This is a genomic window from Streptomyces sp. NPDC058796 (genome assembly GCF_042745235.1).
GTDB lineage: Bacteria > Actinomycetota > Actinomycetes > Streptomycetales > Streptomycetaceae > Streptomyces.
In genome coordinates this window covers 347279-368469 of the sequence record NZ_JBHYOP010000006.1, presented here as the reverse complement: position 1 = coordinate 368469, position 21191 = coordinate 347279, and the positions used below count along the sequence as shown (strand labels likewise).

Sequence of the window (21191 nt, the reverse complement as noted above, 5' to 3'; positions counted from 1 at the left end):
GCGAGATCGTCGGGCCATGACGAACCACAGCGAAACGACCGGACCCTCCGACAACGGTGACATCGAGGGATTCGAGCACTCCGGCCGGACGGCCCGCTTCCCGGACGACCAGCCCCACGACGAGCCCCAGGTCACCCTCCGCACCCCTGCCGAACTGGCCGACGCCCTGCCGTACCTGCTCGGATACCGCCCCGAGGACAGCATCGTCCTGGTCGCCCTGCGCGACCGGGACGGACGTGGCCGTTTCGGCGGCCGGGCCAGGCTCGGCATTCCCGCGAACCCGGACGACTGGGCCGGCGCGGCCGGACAGCTGGCCCACGGCCTGGTGACCGGCAGCGAGCGCCGAGGGGTCCGCGTCGAGCAGATGGTGGCCTACCTCTGCCAGGAACCGGCACCGGGCGAGACCGGCCGGGACGTGATGGAACGGCTGCGGCCGCTGGCTCAGCGACTGCGCGTCGAGTGCGGCGCCCTCGACGTGCCGGTGGTCGAGGCGCTCTGCGTCTCGGCGGGACGCTTCTGGTCGTACGTCTGCGACGACCGTGCCTGCTGCCCGGCCGAAGGCACGCCCATGGGGCTGCCAGGTACGTCCGTGCTGGCCGCGGCGGCCACGTACGCAGGAATCCAGGTGCGCGGCACGCTCGGTGAACTGCGCGCCAGGCTCCTGCCCCATGAGAGCGACGTGGCCCTGGAACAGGAGGCCGCCCTGGACGCGGCGGCCGTGCCGCTGGTGACGCGGATCCTCGACGACGCCGGCCGCTCGGAGGTGGCGGAGGAGACGCTGCACCTGGCACAGCGGGTGATGCGACGCCTCGCGGAAGCCCCGCCCGTGTCCGGAACGGCCGCCGAGGACCTGCGCGACGACCAACTACTCGGACACGACGAGGCGGCGACGCTGATCCTCGGTCTCCAGGACCGTACGACCCGTGACCGGGCAGCAGAGTGGATGGAGGGGGACGAGGCACCACCCGCGCTGCGCCTCTGGCGGGCCCTGGCCCGTCGCTGCGTCGGATCGTACGGCGAACACGCGGCCGCACCGCTCACCCTCGCGGGATGGGTCGCCTGGTCCACAGGGGACGGACTGGAGGCCCGTGAGGCCTTGGCCATGGCACTCGGCGCGGATCCGGACTACCTCTTCGCCCGGCTCCTGCACCAGGCGTGCAACGAGGGGCTCGACCCGGAGTCGGTCCGTCGCTGTCTGCGCGCGGAGCGTGGAGGTCGGGAGGCTCCGGAGGGTGGCGTGCCGGACGGCGAGAAGCAAGACGGGGCAGCGGAACGCGAGCCGTCAGACCCTTCCCCGGCACCGCGGGCACCCCTCGGCCGACGGCGTCGCGCCCGCTCCGGCGTGACGGCCGGCGGAGTCCCCCGTCGTGTGAGGGCGGCGCGTGGCCGTGAACCGGGCGGAAAGCTCGTGCGGCCTCGCACGCCGGGGTCGGGTGAGCGTCCGGGGCCCGCGCGGACGGCCCGTGCGCGTTCGCGGGCCGTGGAGGAGAAGGGCGTGGGTCGGACGGGTACCTGCGCGGGCGGCGCCCGCACGGGAGACCGCGGGGCCGAAGGGGGCGGCGAGCGACTCTGAGCGCGCACAGGGCGGTGGGACGTCACGGCCTCGGCCCCATTGGCGTGACCTGGAGGTCCTCCCTCCCGTTCACCTGAGTGGCCGAATGCCCGGACCGGCCGGGGCACCGCACCGTCCGGTCGCAACCACCACACGGCGTCGCTCCGTTCGAGGGGCGTCGAGGCAGAGAGAGGGAGGTCTCCCGTGCACCAGTCGATCCCGTCCTCGTCCGCCGTCACGGACCTCAACGTGAGCGGCCGGCGAGGCACCCAGGTGCCGTCACTCGCCGGGCCCGCGGTGCCGGTCAGAAGCAGCGGTCCGGGGCCGGGGCGTAATCCCGGCGTACCGGCTGCCCGGGGCGGACCACCGTCGGCGTTGTCGGTCCCACGGTCCGGTGGGGAGGCGGCGGGCACCGGCCTTGCGCGTGTTCCCCCCGACCGCCCCCCTGCTCGGCGCACGCCGTCCGGAAAGCCGCACAGGCCCGGGGAACTGCCGCCCACCCACACGACCATGATCGGCGTGGCCCTCCCCGGCCTCGTGATCTCCACCGAGCAGGGCCAGCTGAACGGCCTGGGCCTTGAGGGGTTCTACCGCGCGGGCCGGCGCCTGCTGTCCCGGTGCCGCCTTCGCGTGGCCGGACGTGAACCGCTTCCGTCCCAGGCCCGGATGACCGGCGCCGACGGTACCCGCTTCGTCGCCACGCTTCGGACGGCCATTGCGCCGGGACCGGACCCGGACGTGATGATCGAGCGGAGCCGCCACGCCGACGGCACGGAGCGGATCACGCTGCGCAGTTGGGCGTCCGTCCCATTGCGCCTGCCGGTCGAGGTGGTGCTCGGTAGCGACCTGGCCGGCCTTGGAGCGATCGCCGCGGGCGAAGCGGGGCCGGACCTGCCGGCCACCGTTCACGGCTCCGGGCTGCGGTGGACCCGCGGCACGGGCGGCGCGTCGGTGACGGCGGTCCCACCGCCCGCCGAGGCACTGGCCTCCGCGGGACTGCTGCGATGGGAGTTCGTCCTGCCCCCGGGCGGCAGCGCCGACGTCGAACTGCGCGTACGGCCGGACGGCGCCGGGCCGGTCCGGGCAGTGGGCCGTACGGCCGCCGATCCGCTGGCCTCCGCACAGGCCACCGGTGACGACCCCGTGGTCTCCGCTCTTCTGCGGACCAGCGTCGAGGACCTCAGGGCCCTCCTGGTGCGCGATCCCGCGCATCCCGCCGACGTTCACCCGGCTGCCGGCGTTCCCTGGCGCTGCGGCCCGGCCCCCGCCGAGGCCCTCACCGCGGCCCGGATGGCGCTTCCCCTCGGCACCCGGCTCGCCGCGGGTACTCTGCGCGCCCTCGCGCGCACCCAGCAGCCCGGCCCGGGAGCCAGGTCCGGCATGATTCCCGGGCCAGGGCGCGGCACCGGTCCGCACCTGCCGCCGGGCTGCACCGGCACGGAGGCCACCCTGCTCTTTCCCGTGGTCCTCGCGGAGGCCCGCCGCTGGGGGCTCGGCGCACAGGAGACGCAGGAGCTGCTGCCCGCCGCCGAGGGGTGTCTGACCTGGCTGCGGGCCACCGTGGGCGACGGCACGTACGTACCCGACCCGCACCCCCACGGCCCCGTCCGCTGCGAGACCCAGGCCCAGGCCCACCGCGCCGCCCTGCTCGGCGCCGAACTGCTCGACGACTTCGGCAGGCCGGGCGGCGACTGGCTGCGGCAGTGGGCCCAGCGGCTGCGCACGGCGTTCCGGCGCGACTTCTGGATCGACGACGCGACGGGCGGAAGACCCGCGGCGGCCCGCAGCCCGGACGGAGGCCTCGTGCCGCATCTGAGCGCGGCCGCCGCCCACCTCCTCGACACCGGGCTGCTCGGCGGGGGCACGGTCGCACCAGGCCTGCTCGACCCGGTCCAGACCGGCCGGCTCGCCCGGTTGCTGGGCAACCCGGTCATGGACTCGGGCTGGGGGCTGCGTGGCCTGGCGGCCACGGAAGCGGGATACAACCCCCTCGGGCATCGCGCCGGGGCGGTGCACGTGCAGGAGACGGCGATCGCCGTGGCGGGTCTGGCCGCCGCCGGGCACGACAAGGAAGCAGGATCGCTGCTGCGCGGCGTACTGGCCGCGGCCGGCGCCTTCGGCCACCGCCTGCCGGAGATGTTCGCGGGGGAGCAGCGCACCGACACGAGCGCTCCGCTGCCGCACCCGGCCGCCTGCCGCCCCGCCGCCACCGCGGCAGCCGCAGGTGTACTGATGCTGACGACGCTCGCGGGCATCCGCCCCGACGCACCGGCCGGGACCGTCACCCTGCGTCCCGTACGCAGTGCGCCCCTGGGGGAGCTTGGTCTGACCGGGCTGAGGGTGGCGGGAGAGCCCTTCTCCGTGCGGGTCAGCCGCCTCGGCCTGGCCATGGTCGAAGAAGCCGCCGACGGGCTGCGGCTAGGCGCTTGACCAGGCGGGACCCTTCCTCGCCGGACGACAGGGGGCAGCCGGTGTCAAGAAGGTCCGACGGCGACGGACCAGGTCGTCGATGCGGCCGGTGAGAGGAGTGTTTATCGTCAGGCAGACGACTATGATCGCCGCATGCCCTACGACCCGTCAGCCTTTCCGCCCTTCGCCGTCACTGTGGACCTGGTCGTACTGACCGTACGCAGCCACTCCCTGTGCGCGCTGGCGGTGCGCAGGGGCGAGCCTCCGTTCCAGGGCCGCTGGGCGCTGCCCGGTGGCTTCGTACGGGCCGACGAGGACCTGGCACAGGCGGCGGCGCGGGAGCTGGTCGAGGAGACGGGGCTGTGCGTCCACGACCCCGCCGCGCCCACCCAGGACAATGGCGCCCACCTGGAGCAGCTCGCGACGTACGGCGACCCGGATCGGGACCCCCGGATGCGGGTGGTGAGCGTCGCCCACCTCGCGCTCGCCCCGGACCTGCCCGCGCCCCGGGCGGGCGGCGACGCCAGCAACGCACGCTGGGCGCCGGTCGAGGAGCTGCTCGAGCAGGCCGGTCACGGTCGCGACGGCGAACCGCCGGCACCCCTCGCCTTCGACCACACCCAGATCCTGGCGGACGGTGTGGAACGCGCCCGCTCCAAGATCGAGTACTCGTCGCTGGCCACCGCCTTCTGCCCACCGGAGTTCACCGTCGGTGAGCTGCGCCGCGTCTACGAGGCGGTGTGGAGCGTGGCGCTCGACCCGCGCAATTTCCACCGCAAGGTGACGGGTACCCCGGGCTTCCTCGTTCCCACCGGCGGTACGACCACCCGCCAGGGCGGCCGCCCCGCCCAGCTCTTCCGGGCAGGCGGTGCCACTCTCCTCAACCCCCCGATGCTGCGTCCGGAGGTGTGAGGCCGCTGCGGGAAAGAATCCCGGAGTGAACGGCGAACAAAGGAGCGACAAGGCTCGGCCTCCCACGCCCCGGCAGGCCGCACGATGCCCAAAAAACCGGACATAGCACGCTATCTTGCTACGGGTGATCGAGGCCTTCGGACTGACCAGCAACCCCCGCAAGGAGCTCCCGCCCGCCGTCGACGACGTCTCCTTCGAGGCGCGCGCGGGCCGCGTCACCGCACTGCTCGGAGCATCGGGCGCCGGTAAGACGACGGCGCTCAGACTCATGCTCGAACTCCAGCGCGGCCGCGGCCTCACTTACTTCAGAGGCCGCCCGCTGCACCGCATCGCCCATCCCGCGCGGGAGGTCGGCACAGTGCTGGGAGAGGTGCCCGGGCACCCGGCCCGCACGGTTCGCGGCCATCTGCGCATGCTCTGTGCGGCGGCCGGAGTTCCCGTCCGGCGGGCCGACGAAGTCCTCGAGTCGGTCGGCCTCGTCAGTATGCGCGACGAACGCCTGGGCACCCTCTCCCGCGGCATGGACCGACGTCTCGGACTCGCTTGCGCACTGCTTCCCGACCCGCACACCCTGGTGCTCGACGACCCCGCCGGAGCACTGTCCGCCCGCGAGGCCGGCTGGGTGCACTCCACGCTGCGCGCCTACGCGTCCCTCGGCGGGACCGTCCTGTTCAGCACGGCCGATCCCAAGGAGGCCGCGCGGACCGCCGATCACGTCGTGACGCTGGAGCGGGGCAGAGTCGTCGCCGACCAGGAAGCGGCGGAGTTCTCGCGCACCCGGCTGCGTCCCCGCGTCGCCGTGCGCACTCCGCACGCCGCCCGGCTGGCCGCCGTCCTGGTCAAAGAGGCCCGTGCGGGCAGACGTTCCGTCGAGGTCGTGCGTGAGGGCGGCAATCGCCTGGCGGTGTACGGCAGTACGTGCGCCGACATCGGTGACACCGCGTTCCGGCACGGGATCCTCGTACACCAACTGGCCGACGAGGTCGGCGACATGGGGCCGGGAGCCGGCACGGAGCCCGCGCCCCGGCGGCACGAGGGCGGCCCCGTGCCGGCTGCCGAGCCCAGGCCGTCGGCCGACGCCGCGGCGCAGCCGGTCCCCGGGAAGGCTCTCCCCGGGGCAGACTCCCCGCAGCCGCCACCGGAACCGACGGCGCCCGGCACTGCCGCCGAAGCGCCGCCCCCGGCTGTCGCGGCGTTGCCGGCGGTCGACGCCGTCGGGGAACCGGCGGTAGGCGCCGCCGGCGAGGGATTGCCGGAGGCGGCCGAGGACGGAGCACCGTCGGCGGGTGCCGACCCGGAATCCCCGCCCGCCGCCGCCGAGCCCCAGCCGGGCGCACCACGGCCGGCGACCGATGCCGCCGCGCATCCGCCCGGCGGCCGTGAAACCGCCGACAGCGACGCCCTGGCCAACCCCGTCCCGCACGCAGTCACCGGCATCCCGGCGCCCCATCACCCCCGCACGCCGGTCACCCGCTCCACCCGTTCCGACGCCATTGCCCCCCGCCCCTCCCCGCGTCGCCACGCCTCCCTCACCCCCGCCCCGGCCCGCACCAAGGAGGCGGCCTCCTCGCTGCCGCCCCCCGTCGCCGTCCACGCCGCTCCCAGCCCACTGCGACCGCTCCGCTACGAACTCCGCCGCGCGGCCGGCATCAGGACCGGTTTCGTCACCGGCGCGATCGTCCTCGTGCTCTCCATCGTCACCGCCGTGGTCCTGGCACGAGTCGGCCACACACCGCAGCCGCGCCTGCTGGCCGCGTGGCCGCACGAGCTCCCGTTGCCACCCGCGGCGCTCGGCGCGGGACTGCTCGGGGCGCTCGCCTCCGGCGACGAGTTCCGCCACCCCGCGCTGGCGGCGGACCGCGGTGCCGTCCCCCGGCGGCTGGGGCTGCTGACCGCGAAGCTCCTCGTTTCCGCGGCCACCGCGCTGGTGCTGGCCCTTCTCACGGTGGGCTGCAACGCCGAAGTGCTCCACCTGTTCTACGGACCGGAACTCGCCGGCGTTCCCGCCGACTGGCCCGCACTGACCGCCGGTTGGCTCGCCCTCGTCGTCGGATGCGGCTGGGCGGGCGTGCTCGCCGCCGGTGTCTTCCGGTCCACCACGGCCGGGCTGGCCGCGGTGGTGGCCGTACCCGTGCTCGTCGTGCCGCTCGTACAGAGGGTCTGGGACGGCCCGTCCGTGCGGACCGCCGCCGGTCTCCCGATGAGGACGCGCGAGCTCCTCCTGACGACGTGGCCCTTCGGAGGCGAGCGGTATGTGGCCGAAGTGCTGCGCATGATCGCCCAACCCGTCGGCAGCGCACTGACGTTGTCCCTGACCGCGCTGCTCTGCGCATACCTGCTCATGACCCTGCGCAGCAGACCCCAATGACATTCGCCATACCCTTCCGGTCCGACCGTGCGCGCAACTCCCCGGGGAAAGCCCATTTCTTTCCGATAAGGCGTCAATTGCGACGGGGTGAGCGATCACCCTTTCGTGTGCTTTTCACCAAAGACCTCAAGGGAGTTGGGAACGACGCCGACAAAGGATGCGTGACTACCCTTGCGCACTCCATGATGACCGCCGCCCGCTCCGCCGACTCCGGCCTCACGAACCCGGGCGAACTCGACCGCTACCCCTACGCCGAGACGCCCGCCGTCGACCGCGTCGGGGCACCCGCCTGGGAAGGGGTGGAGCCCGAGCTGGGCCGCGTGGGCCGGCGTGCCACGGGCAGCCGTGGGCGCGGACTGCACGGACAACTTGTCCAGCAGCTGGGACAGATGATCGTTTCGGGCGACCTGGGTGCCGACCGTCCGCTGGTGCCCGAGGAGATCGGTCAGCGTTTCGAGGTGTCCCGCACCGTGGTGCGCGAGTCCCTCCGGGTCCTGGAGGCCAAGGGCCTGGTCAGCGCCCGTCCGAACGTCGGCACGCGCGTGCGCCCCGTCAGTGACTGGAACCTGCTCGACCCGGACATCATCGAATGGCGCGCCTTCGGGCCGCAGCGTGACGATCAGCGCCGCGAGCTCAGCGAGCTGCGCTCGACGATCGAACCGCTCGCCGCGCGCCTGGCCGCCGGGCACGGGCGCGAGGAGGTGCAGCAGCGCCTGTCCGACATGGTCGGGATCATGGGGCACGCCATGCAGCAGGGCGACGCCCTGACGTTCGCGCGCGCCGATGCCGAGTTCCACACGCTCCTCATCCAGATCGCGGGCAACCGCATGCTGGACCACCTCTCCGGAATCGTCTCCGCGGCCCTGCACGTCTCCGGCGGCCCGGTCACGGGCTGTGACCGGCCGAACGACGTCTCCCTGGCGCAGCACGGGAGGATCGTCGACGCCCTCGCCACCGGGGACGGAGCGGCGGCCGAGGCGGCCATGCGCCAGCTTCTGACCGTCCACCCCGAGGTGGAGCGCGTGGTACCCGCCCCGCGCGAGCACTGACCGCGTCCCGCCGGACCGGCGCGGGCCGGACACGCCAGACCCCTCCTACGGCAGTGACCGGCCCGCCGCCGTCCCCCCGGACCCCGTGGAATCCCTCGCGATCCCACGGGGTCCGACGGTGCGATGAGAGACTGAGCGTTCCGGTGCGGCCGGGTCGGACTGCTCCAGTCACCCTTCTTATTCGCATCTGACCGGTTTTGAACGCTTACGGGGTGTGACTCGGGCCACGCGGATTGGGCGTAACGCTCGTGGGAACAACGCGATGACCTAAGAGGTGACAGCCGCGGAGGGAATACGGACGCCGTTCACGGCGCTGTGCAACTCCCCGGCCTCCGCCCGCGCCGTCGGCCCATTCCAAGCCGGCGGTCGGCCCCTGTCCGCCGTGGACGGGGCCGGAAGCCGTTTTCCAACGTTCCGAGAGGTTGTTCGTGTCGGCCAGCACATCCCGTACGCTCCCGCCGGAGATCGCCGAGTCCGTCTCTGTCATGGCGCTCATTGAGCGGGGAAAGGCTGAGGGGCAGATCGCCGGCGACGACGTGCGTCGGGCCTTCGAAGCTGACCAGATTCCGGCCACTCAGTGGAAGAACGTACTGCGCAGCCTCAACCAGATCCTCGAGGAAGAGGGTGTGACGCTGATGGTCAGTGCCGCGGAGCCCAAGCGCACCCGTAAGAGCGTCGCAGCGAAGAGTCCCGCCAAGCGGACCGCCACCAAGACGGTCGCGGCGAAGCCGGTGACCAGCAGGAAGGCCACCGCGCCCGCCGCCCCGGCCGCGCCTGCCGCCGAAACCGGTGCCGTCGCCGAGGAAGAGGCTCAGGCGCCGGTCAAGAAGACGGCTGCCAAGAAGACGACCGCGAAGAAGGCGGTCGCCAAGAAGGCGACCGCCAAGAAGACGGCGGCCAAGAAGACCGCCGCCAAGAAGGACGACGCCGAGCTTCTCGAGGACGAGGCGATCGAGGAGCCGAAGGCCGCGACGGAGGAGCCCGAGGGCACCGAGAACGCGGGCTTCGTGCTGTCCGACGACGACGAGGACGACGCTCCCGCCCAGCAGGTCGCGGCGGCCGGCGCCACCGCCGACCCGGTGAAGGACTACCTCAAGCAGATCGGCAAGGTCCCCCTGCTCAACGCCGAGCAGGAGGTCGAGCTCGCCAAGCGCATCGAGGCGGGTCTGTTCGCCGAGGACAAGCTGGCGAACTCCGACAAGCTCGCCCCCAAGCTCAAGCGCGAGCTGGAGATCATCGCCGAGGACGGCCGCCGCGCCAAGAACCACCTCCTGGAGGCCAACCTCCGCCTGGTGGTCTCCCTGGCCAAGCGCTACACCGGCCGCGGCATGCTCTTCCTGGACCTCATCCAGGAGGGCAACCTCGGTCTGATCCGCGCGGTGGAGAAGTTCGACTACACCAAGGGCTACAAGTTCTCCACGTACGCCACCTGGTGGATCCGCCAGGCGATCACCCGCGCGATGGCCGACCAGGCCCGCACCATCCGCATCCCGGTGCACATGGTCGAGGTCATCAACAAGCTCGCGCGTGTGCAGCGCCAGATGCTCCAGGACCTGGGCCGCGAGCCCACCCCGGAGGAGCTGGCCAAGGAACTCGACATGACCCCGGAGAAGGTCATCGAGGTCCAGAAGTACGGCCGCGAGCCCATCTCGCTGCACACCCCGCTGGGCGAGGACGGCGACAGCGAGTTCGGAGACCTCATCGAGGACTCCGAGGCGGTCGTCCCGGCCGACGCGGTCAGCTTCACGCTGCTTCAGGAGCAGCTGCACTCCGTCCTCGACACCCTGTCCGAGCGCGAGGCGGGCGTCGTGTCCATGCGCTTCGGCCTCACCGACGGTCAGCCGAAGACCCTCGACGAGATCGGCAAGGTGTACGGCGTCACGCGTGAGCGGATCCGTCAGATCGAGTCGAAGACGATGTCGAAGCTGCGTCACCCGTCGCGCTCCCAGGTGCTGCGCGACTACCTCGACTAGATCGCGGTCGCAGAGCGACAAGGGCCCGGTTCCACCAGGTGGGGAACCGGGCCTTCGCCTTGCACAGCGGGTGCGCGCCGGGGCGGGCTGGATCACTCTGGGTGTTCCATCACCACCAGGAGTGAGGAGCCTGCATGCGTCGCCTCTTTGCCCGGGCGCTGGCCCGGCCGCTGGTCCTGGCGGCCGCGGCAACCGCGATACCGCTCGCGTCCGCCGCGCCCGCGTCCGCCGACAGCATCGTCGTCGGGGGCTTTCCGGTCGAAGTGTCCGACAGCCCGTGGACCGTCGCCCTGTCCAGCCGTGACCGGTTCGGAGGTACGCGGGCGGGACAATTCTGCGGGGGAGTGGCAGTCGGCCGCACCACCGTCCTCACGGCGGCCCACTGCCTGAGCGAGCAGGTTCTCGGCTCGCCACCCGAGCAGGTGCGCGACCTGAGGGTCATCGCCGGCCGCACCGACCTGCTCTCCGACGAAGGCCGTGAGATCCCCGTCCGCGACGTCTGGGTGAACCCGGCGCACGACGACGTCAGCAACGCCGGCGACTTCGCGGTGCTCACCCTGGCGGAAGCCCTGCCCGCCGGCTCCGCCATAGGGATGGCGGCCGAGGGCGACCCCGTCTACGGACCCGAAACGGGCGCGCTCGTCTACGGATGGGGGGACACGTCTGGGGCCGGGGACTACGCCAACAGCCTGCGGGCGGCGCGCGTACGGGTACTGCCCGACGCGGCATGTGAGCGGGCGTATCCGGGGAGCGACGACGGACGTTACCTCGCGGACACCATGCTCTGCGCCGGTGAGGACGCCGGCGGCCGCGACGCCTGCCAGGGGGACAGCGGTGGACCGCTGGTCGCCCAGGGGAGGCTCATCGGGCTCGTGTCCTGGGGGAGCGGCTGCGGGCGTCCGGGCAGTCCCGGGGTGTACACACGCGTCTCCGCCGTGCTGCGGACACTGGGCTGGGACAACCCGGCCGCGCGGCAGTCCGAGGGCGCCTGACGGCCTGCTGGAGCCCGCCGGGCACGCGCACGGGCGGCCACCCCTCGGCTGGAGGGGTGGCCGCCCGTTGACCGGCTTGTGCCGGGTCGGCTCGTCGTCGGGCGCGTCGCGTCAGCGCTCTTCCTCGGTGGAGGATCCCGGAACGGCCGTGAGCCGCTCCGTCTCGTCCTGTATCTCAGCGGCGATCTTCTTGAGTTCCGGCTCGAACTTGCGCCCGTGGTGGGCGCAGAAGAGCAGTTCTCCGCCGCTCAGCAGGACGACGCGCAGGTATGCCTGGGCGCCGCAGCGGTCGCAGCGATCAGCGGCCGTCAGCGGGCTTGCGGAAGTCAGAACAGTAGTCACGTCGCCTCTTCTCTAGCTCGACGAGCTGTCGTACCAGGGTCAACATCCAACCAGCCCCAAAACGTTCCCGCTCGTGGCTTTTCCTCGAAAAAAATTTCCGAGGGGCCGGCTGTTGCCGGTTGGCGGCGAATGTGCCGTATTGCGTGTCTGTGTGTCGTACGGGTTCGCGCAGTCGGTCAGTGTCGGTCCCGCCGGCTGGGTTGCCGGTTTGTTCATGAGGACGTGCCCGGAGCCTAAATGGTTCATGCCTCGATGGGAACGTGATGTGCACTTCACCCCATCGAGGGATCGAACAAGCATGCGACGCTGGACTAGGGTGAGTCATCGACGAGGGTGGCGTTACAACGGCTCTACCAGGCCTCGGTACCCTCTGACCGGTGAACCGAGCCGCGCCCTTACCCAGCGGGGCCCCATCTGAAATTCAGCGAGGAGCGAACCGCGTGACCGCCGAGACATCCGTGCCGTCCACTGCGCTGCTGGCAGGAGCAGACCGGGACGGATCCAATTACACCGCGCGGCACCTGCTCGTCCTCGAGGGTCTCGAGGCCGTGCGCAAGCGTCCGGGCATGTACATCGGATCGACCGACAGCCGTGGCCTGATGCACTGCCTGTGGGAGATCATCGACAATTCCGTCGACGAGGCCCTCGGGGGATACTGCGACCACATCGAGGTCATCCTCCACGACGACGCGTCGGTCGAGGTCCGGGACAACGGCCGGGGCATCCCGGTCGACGTCGAGCCGAAGACCGGCCTGTCCGGCGTCGAGGTCGTCATGACCAAGCTGCACGCCGGAGGCAAGTTCGGCGGCGGCTCCTACGCAGCCTCCGGCGGCCTGCACGGCGTCGGTGCCTCCGTGGTGAACGCCCTGTCCAGCCGGCTGGACATCGAGGTGGACCGCGGGGGGTACACGCACGCCATCAGCTTTCGGCGCGGTGTCCCCGGCGCGTTCACGGGGACGGGCCCGGACGCCAAGTTCGAGGCGAAGAGCGGACTGCGCAAGACCAGGAAGAAGATGCCCGAGACCCGCACCGGCACGCGCGTGCGGTACTGGGCCGACCGGCAGATCTTCCTGAAGGACGCCAAGCTCTCCCTGGACAACCTGCACCAGCGGGCCCGCCAGACCGCCTTCCTGGTCCCGGGGCTGACCATCGTCGTCCGGGACGAGTTCGGCCTCGGCGACGGCGGAAGCAAGGGCGAGGAGTCGTTCCGCTTCGACGGAGGCATCAGCGAGTTCTGCGAGTTCCTCGCCAGTGACAGGCCCGTCTGCGACGTCCTCCGCTTCAGTGGGCAGGGCAGCTTCAAGGAGACGGTCCCCGTCCTCGACGAGCACGGCCAGATGACACCCACCGAGGTCACGCGCGAGCTCGGCGTCGACGTCGCGATGCGCTGGGGCACCGGGTACGACACCACCCTCAAGTCCTTCGTCAACATCATCGCCACGCCCAAGGGCGGCACCCACGTCGCCGGCTTCGAGCAGGCGGTGGCCAGGACGATGAACGAGGCCCTGCGGGCCAAGAAGCTGCTGCGGGTGGCCGAGGATGACATCGTCAAGGACGACGCCCTGGAGGGCCTCACGGCGGTCGTGACGGTCCGGCTCGCCGAGCCGCAGTTCGAGGGGCAGACCAAGGAGGTCCTCGGCACCTCGGCGGCCCGCCGCATCGTGAACAACGTCATCAGCAAGGAACTGAAAGCGTTCCTGACCTCCACCAAGCGTGACGCGGCCCAGCAGGCCCGCGTGGTCATGGAGAAGGCCGTCGCCGCGGCCCGCACCCGTATCGCGGCCCGCCAGCACAAGGACGCCCAGCGCCGCAAGACGGCCCTGGAGTCGTCCTCGCTGCCCGCGAAGCTCGCCGACTGCCGCAGCGACGACGTCGACCGCAGCGAGCTGTTCATCGTCGAGGGGGACTCCGCGCTGGGCACGGCGAAGCTCGCCCGGAACTCCGAGTTCCAGGCCCTGCTGCCAATCCGCGGCAAGATCCTCAACGTCCAGAAGTCGTCCGTGACCGACATGCTGAAGAACGCCGAGTGCGGCGCGATCATCCAGGTCATAGGAGCCGGTTCGGGCCGTACCTTCGACATCGACGCGGCCCGCTACGGCAAGATCATCATGATGACCGACGCCGATGTGGACGGCTCCCACATCCGCACCCTCCTGCTGACCCTGTTCCACCGCTACATGCGGCCCATGGTGGAGTCGGGCCGGGTCTTCGCCGCAGTGCCCCCGCTGCACCGCATCGAGCTCATCCAGCCGAAGAAGGGCCAGGACAAGTACGTCTACACGTACTCGGACCGGGAGCTGCGCGACAAGCTCATGGAGTTCCAGAGCAAGGGCGTCCGCTACAAGGACTCCATCCAGCGCTACAAGGGCCTGGGCGAGATGGACGCCGACCAGCTGGCGGAGACGACCATGGACCCGCGGCGCCGCACCCTGCGCCGGATCAACCTCACCGATCTGGAATCCGCGGAGCAGGTCTTCGACCTGCTCATGGGTAACGACGTCGCTCCCCGGAAGGAGTTCATCTCCAGCTCGGCGGCGACGCTGGACCGGTCGCGCATCGACGCGTGACCGTGCGTGACGCGTGCCTCCTGAGCCGGGATCCAGGAGGCGCAGTCACCTGATGGGGTGAAGTGCCGGGGGAAGAAGAGTCGGGGATCTTCCCGTTCTGTCCATCCTTGGGCATGCAGTCAAGCAACGACCCGTCCTGCGCCGAGGCGTCCCGGAGCCCGGGCTACGACGACCCGTGGTACGACGCCCTCGCCTCCGGCTGGGGCGAGTCGGCCGGCGCCGGTGCCCCCGAGCCGGTCGCTTTGCCGCCGATGCGCTCGGAACCGGCCGAGGCGTCGCCGCGGGCCGTGTCCGACGTCTACCTGGAGGTGCAGCGCAGCGCGGCCTTCCAGGAGGTCCGCAGCCGCTACCGGCGGTTCGTGGTCCCGGCGGTGGCCGCGTTCCTCGCCTGGTACGTGGCCTACGTGGTGACCGCCACCGCGGCGCCCGCGCTGATGGCACGGCCGGTGGCGGGGGCGGTCAACGTGGCGATGCTCGCCGGGCTCGGCCAGTTCCTCAGCACCTTCCTGCTCACCTGGGCGTACGCCAGGCACGCGAGGCTGCGCCGGGACCGGGCCGCGCTCGAACTGCGCTGGGACACCCAGGAACTGACACGCGGTGTGCGGGGCGATGCGTCGTGACGGGTGACCACCAGACGCTGGCCCTGCTGCTGTTCAGCACTTTCGTGGCCGTCACTCTGGGCATCACCACGTGGGTGAGCCGCCATCGGCGCGGCTCGGCGGAGGAGTTCTACGCGGGCGGTCGCTTGTTCTCCCCGATGGAGAATGGTTTTGCCATCGCCGGCGACTACATGTCGGCGGCCTCCTTCCTCGGTATCTCGGGAGTCATCGCGCTCTACGGCTACGACGGGATGCTCTACTCCGTGGGCTTCCTGGTCGCCTGGCTCGTCGTGCTGTTCCTCGTCGCGGAACTGGTGCGCAACTGCGGGAGGTTCACCCTCGCGGACGTCGTGGCGGCACGGATGCGCGAGCGGCCGGTCCGGATCGCCGCCGGAACGTCCTCCGTCACCGTGTCCGTCATGTACCTGGTGGCACAGATGGTCGGTGCCGGCAGCCTGGTCGCCCTGCTGCTCGGCGGCACGAGCGAGGCGGCGCGCACCTGGACCGTCATCGGCGTAGGCGCCCTGATGGTGATCTACGTGTCGCTGGGCGGGATGCGGGCCACGACCTGGATCCAGATCGTGAAGGCGGTGCTGCTGCTCGGCGGCACCGTGGCACTGACCACGCTGGTGCTGGTGCGCTTCCAGGGCGACGTCGACCGGCTGCTGCGCACGGCGGCCGAACGCAGCGGTCACGGCGAGGCGTTCCTCGCACCCGGGCTGGCGTACGGCGGCGACTGGACCTCGCGCTTCGACTTCATCAGCCTGGGACTCGCCCTGGTGCTGGGCACGGCGGGGCTGCCGCACATCCTGTCCCGCTTCTACACGGTGCCCACCGCCCGGGCCGCGAGGCGGTCGGTCGTCTGGTCGATCGGCCTCATCGGAGGCTTCTACCTGATGACGATCGTGCTCGGCTTCGGCGCGGCGGCCCTGGTCGGGACGGACGCCGTACGGTCCTCGAACGCGGCCGGGAACACGGCGGTGCCCTTGCTCGCCCTGGACCTGGGCGGCGGCGCGGGATCCACCGGGGGCACGGTGCTGTTCGCGGTGGTGGCCGCCGTCGCCTTCGCCACCATCCTCGCGGTGGTCGCGGGCATCACCCTGGCCTCCTCGGCGTCCGTGGCCCACGACCTGTACGCGTCCCTGCGGCGCCGGGACGCCAAGCCGCGCAGCGAGGTCGCCGTGGCACGTGTCGCCGCCGTCGTCATCGGCGCGATCGCGATCGCGCTCGGTCTGCTCGCCCGCGACCTCAACGTCGCGTTCCTGGTGGGCCTCGCCTTCGCCGTCGCCGCGTCCGCGAACCTGCCGGTGCTGCTCTACTCGCTGTTCTGGCGCGGCTTCACCACGCGCGGCGCCGTATGGGCCGTCTACGGCGGCCTCGTCCCCGCCGTGGTGCTGGTCCTGCTGTCACCCGTGGTGTCGGGCAGCCCGCAGTCGCTGTTCCCGGGCGTCGACTTCCAGTACTTCCCGCTGCAGAACCCCGGTCTGGTGTCGATCCCGCTGGGCTTCCTGGCCGGCTGGATCGGCACGGTCACCTCACCCGAGGTCCCGGACGAAACCAAGCACGCCGAGACCGAGGTGCGGTCACTGACCGGGGCTGGGGCCGTGTAGGAGACGGCGGTACCGTCCTGCCTCAGGCGCGGGTCGCCCACACGTAGCGGTGCTCCGGGCGGCCCGCGTCGCCGTATTTGAGGGTCAGCCTGGCCCGCCCCGTGCGCTCCAGGAGCTTCAGGTAGCGCTGAGCGGTCTGCCGGCTCACCCCTGTCCGTTCGGCGATCTCCTGGGCGGAGAGCGCACCGTCGGCCTTCATCAGGCACTGGCGCACCAGCTCGGCGGTGGTGGGGGAGTGTCCCTTGGGCAGTCCCGGTTCCGACGGCGCCGACAGCGCGCCGAAGATCCGGTCCACCTCCGCCTGTTCCGCCTCACCCCCGCCGTCGAGCGTGCGCCGCAGCTCCGCGTACGCCTCCAGCTTGGCGCGCAGCCCCGCGAAGGCGAACGGTTTGACCAGGTACTGCAGCGCACCGTGACGCATCGCCGCCTGGACCGTCGACACGTCCCGTGCCGCCGTCACCATGATCACGTCCGTCTGGTGGCCGCGGCGCCGCATCTCCTGGACGACCTCCAGGCCGGTGCGGTCGGGCAGGTAGTGATCCAGCAGGATCAGGTCCACGCGGGGCAGTGTCTCCACGCCCCGAAGGGCCTCCAGCGCGCTGTGCGCCTGCCCGGTGACGTGAAAGCCCGGCACCTTCTCGACGTAGGCGGCGTTGACCCGCGCGACCCGCGTGTCGTCGTCCACGACCAGGACCTCGATCATCGGGACTCCTCCTCGGCAGCGGTGTTCACGTGGGCGGCGACGGCCGGGGCGGCCCGGGCGGGCCCGCCGTCCGGCCGGGCCGGGAGCGGCTCGGCCAGGTCCCGTTCCGTCAGGGCCTCGGGCAGTACGACGACGAACTCCGCGCCACCGCCGTGGGCCTCGCCGACGGCGGCACTGCCGCCCTGGCGCTCGGCCAGCCTGCGGACCAGCGACAAGCCGATGCCCCGCTGCCGGTGTGCCGGGGGCTCCTTGGTGGACCAGCCCGTCGTGAAGACGAGCTCGCGGTGTTCCGCGGGTACGCCGGGCCCGGTGTCGCGCACCCGGAGCGTGGCCGCACGCCCCCGCGCTCGCAACTCGACCTCCACGCGCGCGTGCGGCGTACCCGCGACCGCGTCGAGCGCGTTGTCGACCAGGTTGCCGACGATGGTGACGAGCCCCCGTGAGTCGACCAGGCGGTCCGGCAGGCGCGTACGCTCCGACACCCACAGGGCGACACCGCGTTCGGTCGCCACGGCCGCCTTGCCGACCAGCAGCGCGGCGAGGAGCGGGTCCTCGATGCGCTCAGTGATCTGCTCCGCGGTGACCCGGTGGTCGCCCACGACCTCGCCGACGAACTCCACGGCGTCGTCGTACATCTCCAGTTCCAGCAGTCCCAGCAGGGTGTGCATGCGGTTGGCGTGCTCGTGGTCCTGCGCGCGCAGGGCGTCGATCAGGCCGCGCGTCGAATCCAGCTCCCGTCCGAGCTGTTCCAGTTCGGTGCGGTCGCGCAGGGTGGCGACGGCGCCCCCGTCGCCGGTCGGCATCCGGTTGGCGACGAGGACCCGCTGGCCGCGCACGGTCAGCAGGTCGGTCCCGGTCACCCGGCCGGCCAGGACGTCGGCCGTGCGCCCCGCGCCCAGCGCCTCGTCGGGGGAGTGGCCGACGGCCTCCCCGCCGATGCCCAGCAGGCGCTGCGCCTCGTCGTTGAGCAGGCGCACCCTGCCACCCCGGTCCAGGGCGACGACGCCCTCCCGGATGCCGTGCAGCATCGCCTCGCGCTCCGCCAGCAGCCCCGCGATGTCCGAGAAGGCCAGGTCCCGGGTCTGCCGCTGCACCCGGCGCGAGATGAGCCAGGCGGCCAGCGCGCCGACGGCCAGGGCGCCGCCGGCGTAAGCGAACAGCCCGGGAATGGCGTGGATCAGCCGCGCCCGGACACTGTCGTAGGCGATGCCGACCGACACCGCGCCGACGATGCCGCCCCCGCCGTCGCGGAGCGGCACCTTGCCGCGCGCGGAGCGGCCCAAGGTGCCGTCGTCGATCTCCATGACCTCACGTCCGGCCAGGGCCTGCCCCGGATCGGTGGAGACGACCTCGCCCACCCGCCCCGGATCGGTGTGCGACCAGCGCACACCCCGCCGGTCCATCACGACGACGTACTCCGCCCCCGTGGCCTCACGAATCCGCTCCGACTCCCGCTGCACCGGGCCGCTCGCGGTAGGCGCGGTGTCGCGCAGGTCCCGGACGATCTGCGGCTGCTGTGCGGTGGTCTGCGCGATCGCGAGGGCCCGGCGCATCGCCTGGTCGTCCAGCTGGTCGCCGAGCGGCGCCAGGAACAGACCGGTCGCGAGGACGGCGACCCCCGCGGCGATCGCCAGCTGCATCAGCAGCACCTGCGAGAACACCCGCCGGGGCAGGCCGAGGCGCAGACGGCGGGCGGGGGCAGCGGAACTCATACCCATGACGGTACGTGGGCGTGGCGACGTGTCGCAGAGCGGTGTGGCGCGGATCTCCCGGGCACCCGGCGTGCGTGTCCCGGCAGGGCGTATGAGGTCGGCCGGTGTCCCGCGCTCCCGCTGGGACGTCAGCTCGCGAGCGCCGCCGTCACCGACAGTTCGCGTACCGCCGTGACCTCCATCCGCGCGGGCGAGCCAAGCACCGACGACGCGCAGCTCTCCGGACGCGGCGGTGCCGCCGCGCCCTGCACGACGGTGATCCGCCAGTGCCGTCCGTCGGTGTGGGCCACGGTCACCTCCCAGCGGGACGCCGCACCGTCCGTCCGTACGACGTCCAGCGCCTGGGCCGCTTCCTCGCCGACGGCCGCGCGCACGGCCAGTTCGGCGGCCTGCGCGGGTCGCTCCCACGCGGAGTTCCCACGGCAGTCCTCGACCACGATCCGCCCCTGGCGCGCACCCCGCAGGATCTCCTTGACCGCGTGCCCCTGGACCCGCCCGTAGGCGTAGCCGTGCGGCAGCACCAGTACGGTCGGCGAGAAGCGGTGACCACCCAGATGGGTCACCTCCCAGACGTCCCCGTCACCGGAAGCGGCGAGTTCCGCCGCGAGCGGCCGTCCGAGGAGCGCGCAGCACCGGTCGCGTTTGCCGTTGGTGCAGACGAGGGCGAGCGGATCACCCAGGTGGGGAGCGGCTTCGAGCACCGAGTCGAAGGCGCGGCGGTCGCCCTCGCCGAGCGCCGCGAAATCCAGGTCGAGCAGCCTGCGGGGATCGGTGAGCGTGGTGACGTGCAACCACACGTTCCCGGGCACGGTGTGGGCCGCGTACACCCGGCGCTCGGCAAGGGTGTGGCGGTCCGCGTGGCGTCCGGGCCTGCGGATGAGCGCGACGCGTACGCCCGTGCCCTTCGCGGCCGCTTCCAGGGCGCGCCCCAGCGCGGGATCCAGGTGGCTCGACGTCAGGGCCTTGGCGCCCCACGGGCCGGGCTGCTCCAGGAGCAGCCAGGTCCTCGCGACGGGCGCGGTGCCCGCGACGGGTTCGTCGAGGTTCCGGGAGACGGATGAGCACGTACTCACAGAGGTGAGCCTAACCTGACTTGCGCCCCCGCGACTTCCAGCCGCGCTCGGCGCTACTCCGGCAGTGGCTGAGGTGGCCGGGGACCCGAGTAGAGCCCGCTCGGCCGCATGCGCAGCGGGCGCTCCCCGTACTCCTCCAGCGCGTGCGCGATCCAGCCCGCCGTACGGGCGACGGCGAAGATCGTCTCGGCCGCGGTGGAGGACATGCCGCAGGACGCGGTGAGCACTCCGAGTGCCAGATCGACGTTGGCGTGCAGCGGGGTGTGACGAGCGGCGGTCACCTGGACGTCGCGGGCCGCCGCCAGGGCGGGCGCCGCCCGGGGGACGTCCTCCAGGAGGGCGAAGAGCGCACGCGCGCGTGGGTCCTCGCCGGTGTACAGGCGGTGCCCCAGTCCGGGGACGCGGCGCCCCGCCCGCAGCTCCTCCGCGACCACCGGCGCCGCGCTGCCCCGGTCGAGCACCTCCAGCAGCAGCCGGTGGGCTAGTCCGCCCGCCGCGCCGTGCAGCGGGCCCTCGATCACGCCGAGGCCCGCGGACACGGCCGCGTAGGCATGCGCCCGGGCCGACGCGGCCACGCGCACGGCGAGCGTGGAGGCGGCCAGGTCGTGGTCGACGAGCAGCGACAGCGCCGTGTCGAGGGCACGCAGCGACGCCTCGTCCGCGGGGAGCCCGCTGAGCCGCGTCCACAGGCGATGGGAGAGCGGGCCCCGGTCGTGCCCGGCATGCCGCTCGGGGGGAAGGGCGGCGACGAGGGTGGGGATGAGGGTGCGCGCGGTGCCCAGCACGGCTTCCTCGGACAGGTCGAAGCGGAGCGGGTCAGCGGCCGCGGCGGCGACGACGGCGACGCGCAGGCGGTCGGCTGGGCCCGCGTGCTCGGGCAGGGCGTCGACGGCTCGCCGGGCGGCCGCCATGGACGCCTCGGGCGCGGTGAACTCCATACCGGGGCGCATCCGGCCCGTCCACAGCCACTCGGCGACCTCCTCGTAGCTGTGACGCGCGGCCAGCTCCACCGCGTCGACGCCCCGGAAGTAGAACCGGTCCTTCTCGATGAGCGTGATGCGCGTGCGGACGGCCGGCTCGTGGCCGGGGGCGGGAGCCGTGCCGCTGTCGCGCCGGTGACGGCGGGCGAGCGCCCGCACCTCCTCGGCGTCGAACGTGCTGCCCCGGCCCCCGGGCACGCGCCGGCTGCCGAGCAGGCCGCGGCTGACGTACGCGTAGACGGTCTCGGGTTTCACCCCGAGCAGTTCGGCCGCCTCCCTGGTGGTCAGGCGGTGCTCGCCGTCGGCGGGGCGGCCGGGTTCGTGATCGCGCATGGGGGTCACCGTATCGA

General features: G+C 72.4%; 15 protein-coding genes. 10 read left to right on the top strand and 5 right to left on the bottom strand.

Going from position 1 to position 21191, the window contains the following annotated elements; genetic code table 11:
• Window positions 1-16 precede the first annotated feature (16 nt).
• From ACFW47_RS17985 to ACFW47_RS17955, 7 genes are all read left to right on the top strand, one after another.
• Complete coding sequence (locus ACFW47_RS17985; protein ID WP_386306283.1) at window positions 17-1573, top strand: DUF4192 domain-containing protein; 1557 nt, start codon at window positions 17-19, stop codon at window positions 1571-1573.
• Window positions 1574-2062: 489 nt separating this feature from the next.
• Complete coding sequence (locus tag ACFW47_RS17980) at window positions 2063-3982, top strand: glycogen debranching N-terminal domain-containing protein (protein ID WP_386306281.1); 1920 nt, start codon at window positions 2063-2065, stop codon at window positions 3980-3982.
• A gap of 132 nt (window positions 3983-4114) precedes the next feature.
• On the top strand, window positions 4115-4873 hold the full coding sequence (locus tag ACFW47_RS17975; RefSeq protein ID WP_386277026.1) for an NUDIX domain-containing protein: 759 nt from the start codon (window positions 4115-4117) through the stop codon (window positions 4871-4873).
• Between the two features lie 124 nt (window positions 4874-4997).
• A complete protein-coding gene (locus ACFW47_RS17970; protein ID WP_386306279.1) occupies window positions 4998-7241 on the top strand; it encodes an ATP-binding cassette domain-containing protein in 2244 nt (747 codons plus the stop codon).
• 161 nt (window positions 7242-7402) lie between these two features.
• On the top strand, window positions 7403-8290 hold the full coding sequence (gene whiH / locus ACFW47_RS17965) for a sporulation transcriptional regulator WhiH (RefSeq protein ID WP_386277021.1): 888 nt from the start codon (window positions 7403-7405) through the stop codon (window positions 8288-8290).
• 428 nt (window positions 8291-8718) lie between these two features.
• A complete protein-coding gene (locus tag ACFW47_RS17960; protein ID WP_386277018.1) occupies window positions 8719-10263 on the top strand; it encodes an RNA polymerase sigma factor in 1545 nt (514 codons plus the stop codon).
• A 134-nt stretch (window positions 10264-10397) separates the two neighbouring features.
• Window positions 10398-11255, top strand: a complete 858-nt coding sequence (locus ACFW47_RS17955; protein WP_386277016.1) for a S1 family peptidase — start codon at window positions 10398-10400, stop codon at window positions 11253-11255.
• Between the two features lie 111 nt (window positions 11256-11366).
• Here ACFW47_RS17955 and ACFW47_RS17950 read toward each other — a convergent pair whose 3' ends face one another.
• A complete protein-coding gene (locus tag ACFW47_RS17950; protein WP_386277014.1) occupies window positions 11367-11597 on the bottom strand; it encodes a hypothetical protein in 231 nt (76 codons plus the stop codon).
• A 440-nt stretch (window positions 11598-12037) separates the two neighbouring features.
• On the opposite strand from ACFW47_RS17950, the gene ACFW47_RS17945 reads away from it, so the two are divergent.
• The 3 genes from ACFW47_RS17945 to ACFW47_RS17935 all read left to right on the top strand — a co-directional run bounded on the left by ACFW47_RS17945 (window position 12038) and on the right by ACFW47_RS17935 (window position 16373).
• The gene (locus ACFW47_RS17945; protein ID WP_386306277.1) at window positions 12038-14164 is read left to right on the top strand and encodes a type IIA DNA topoisomerase subunit B; all 2127 of its coding nucleotides are present in this window, start codon (window positions 12038-12040) and stop codon (window positions 14162-14164) included.
• 113 nt (window positions 14165-14277) lie between these two features.
• Window positions 14278-14784: a DUF485 domain-containing protein gene (locus tag ACFW47_RS17940; RefSeq protein WP_386277010.1), complete on the top strand. Its 507-nt coding sequence runs from the start codon at window positions 14278-14280 to the stop codon at window positions 14782-14784.
• Window positions 14781-16373 carry a cation acetate symporter gene (locus tag ACFW47_RS17935; protein WP_386306275.1) on the top strand — a complete coding sequence of 531 codons (1593 nt, stop codon included), beginning with the start codon at window positions 14781-14783 and terminating at the stop codon, window positions 16371-16373. The genes ACFW47_RS17940 and ACFW47_RS17935 overlap by 4 nt, the downstream gene beginning before the upstream one ends.
• Window positions 16374-16395: 22 nt before the next feature.
• Here ACFW47_RS17935 and ACFW47_RS17930 read toward each other — a convergent pair whose 3' ends face one another.
• The 4 genes from ACFW47_RS17930 to ACFW47_RS17915 form a co-directional block, all read right to left on the bottom strand.
• A complete protein-coding gene (locus tag ACFW47_RS17930) occupies window positions 16396-17076 on the bottom strand; it encodes a response regulator (RefSeq protein ID WP_386277006.1) in 681 nt (226 codons plus the stop codon).
• Entirely contained in the window at window positions 17073-18788 is a 1716-nt protein-coding gene (locus ACFW47_RS17925) for an ATP-binding protein (RefSeq protein ID WP_386306273.1), read from the bottom strand. The genes ACFW47_RS17930 and ACFW47_RS17925 overlap by 4 nt, the downstream gene beginning before the upstream one ends.
• A gap of 128 nt (window positions 18789-18916) precedes the next feature.
• Window positions 18917-19861 (bottom strand): sucrase ferredoxin, encoded by a 945-nt coding sequence (locus ACFW47_RS17920; protein WP_386306270.1) that lies wholly within the window; start codon window positions 19859-19861, stop codon window positions 18917-18919.
• A gap of 53 nt (window positions 19862-19914) precedes the next feature.
• Window positions 19915-21174, bottom strand: coding sequence for a citrate synthase (locus ACFW47_RS17915; RefSeq protein ID WP_386306268.1), 1260 nt, complete (start codon window positions 21172-21174; stop codon window positions 19915-19917).
• Between the last annotated feature and the right edge of the window lie 17 nt (window positions 21175-21191).

What these genes read in the sequence shown, in the direction of transcription:
- ACFW47_RS17980 (WP_386306281.1), top strand. Translation starts at nt 2,063, where the DNA reads ATGATCGGCGTGGCCCTCCCCGGCCTCGTGATCTCCACCGAGCAGGGC.
- ACFW47_RS17915 (WP_386306268.1), bottom strand. Translation starts at nt 21,174, where the DNA reads ATGCGCGATCACGAACCCGGCCGCCCCGCCGACGGCGAGCACCGCCTG.
- ACFW47_RS17930 (WP_386277006.1), bottom strand. Translation starts at nt 17,076, where the DNA reads ATGATCGAGGTCCTGGTCGTGGACGACGACACGCGGGTCGCGCGGGTC.
- ACFW47_RS17940 (WP_386277010.1), top strand. Translation starts at nt 14,278, where the DNA reads ATGCAGTCAAGCAACGACCCGTCCTGCGCCGAGGCGTCCCGGAGCCCG.
- ACFW47_RS17955 (WP_386277016.1), top strand. Translation starts at nt 10,398, where the DNA reads ATGCGTCGCCTCTTTGCCCGGGCGCTGGCCCGGCCGCTGGTCCTGGCG.
- ACFW47_RS17985 (WP_386306283.1), top strand. Translation starts at nt 17, where the DNA reads ATGACGAACCACAGCGAAACGACCGGACCCTCCGACAACGGTGACATC.
- ACFW47_RS17975 (WP_386277026.1), top strand. Translation starts at nt 4,115, where the DNA reads ATGCCCTACGACCCGTCAGCCTTTCCGCCCTTCGCCGTCACTGTGGAC.
- ACFW47_RS17925 (WP_386306273.1), bottom strand. Translation starts at nt 18,788, where the DNA reads ATGAGTTCCGCTGCCCCCGCCCGCCGTCTGCGCCTCGGCCTGCCCCGG.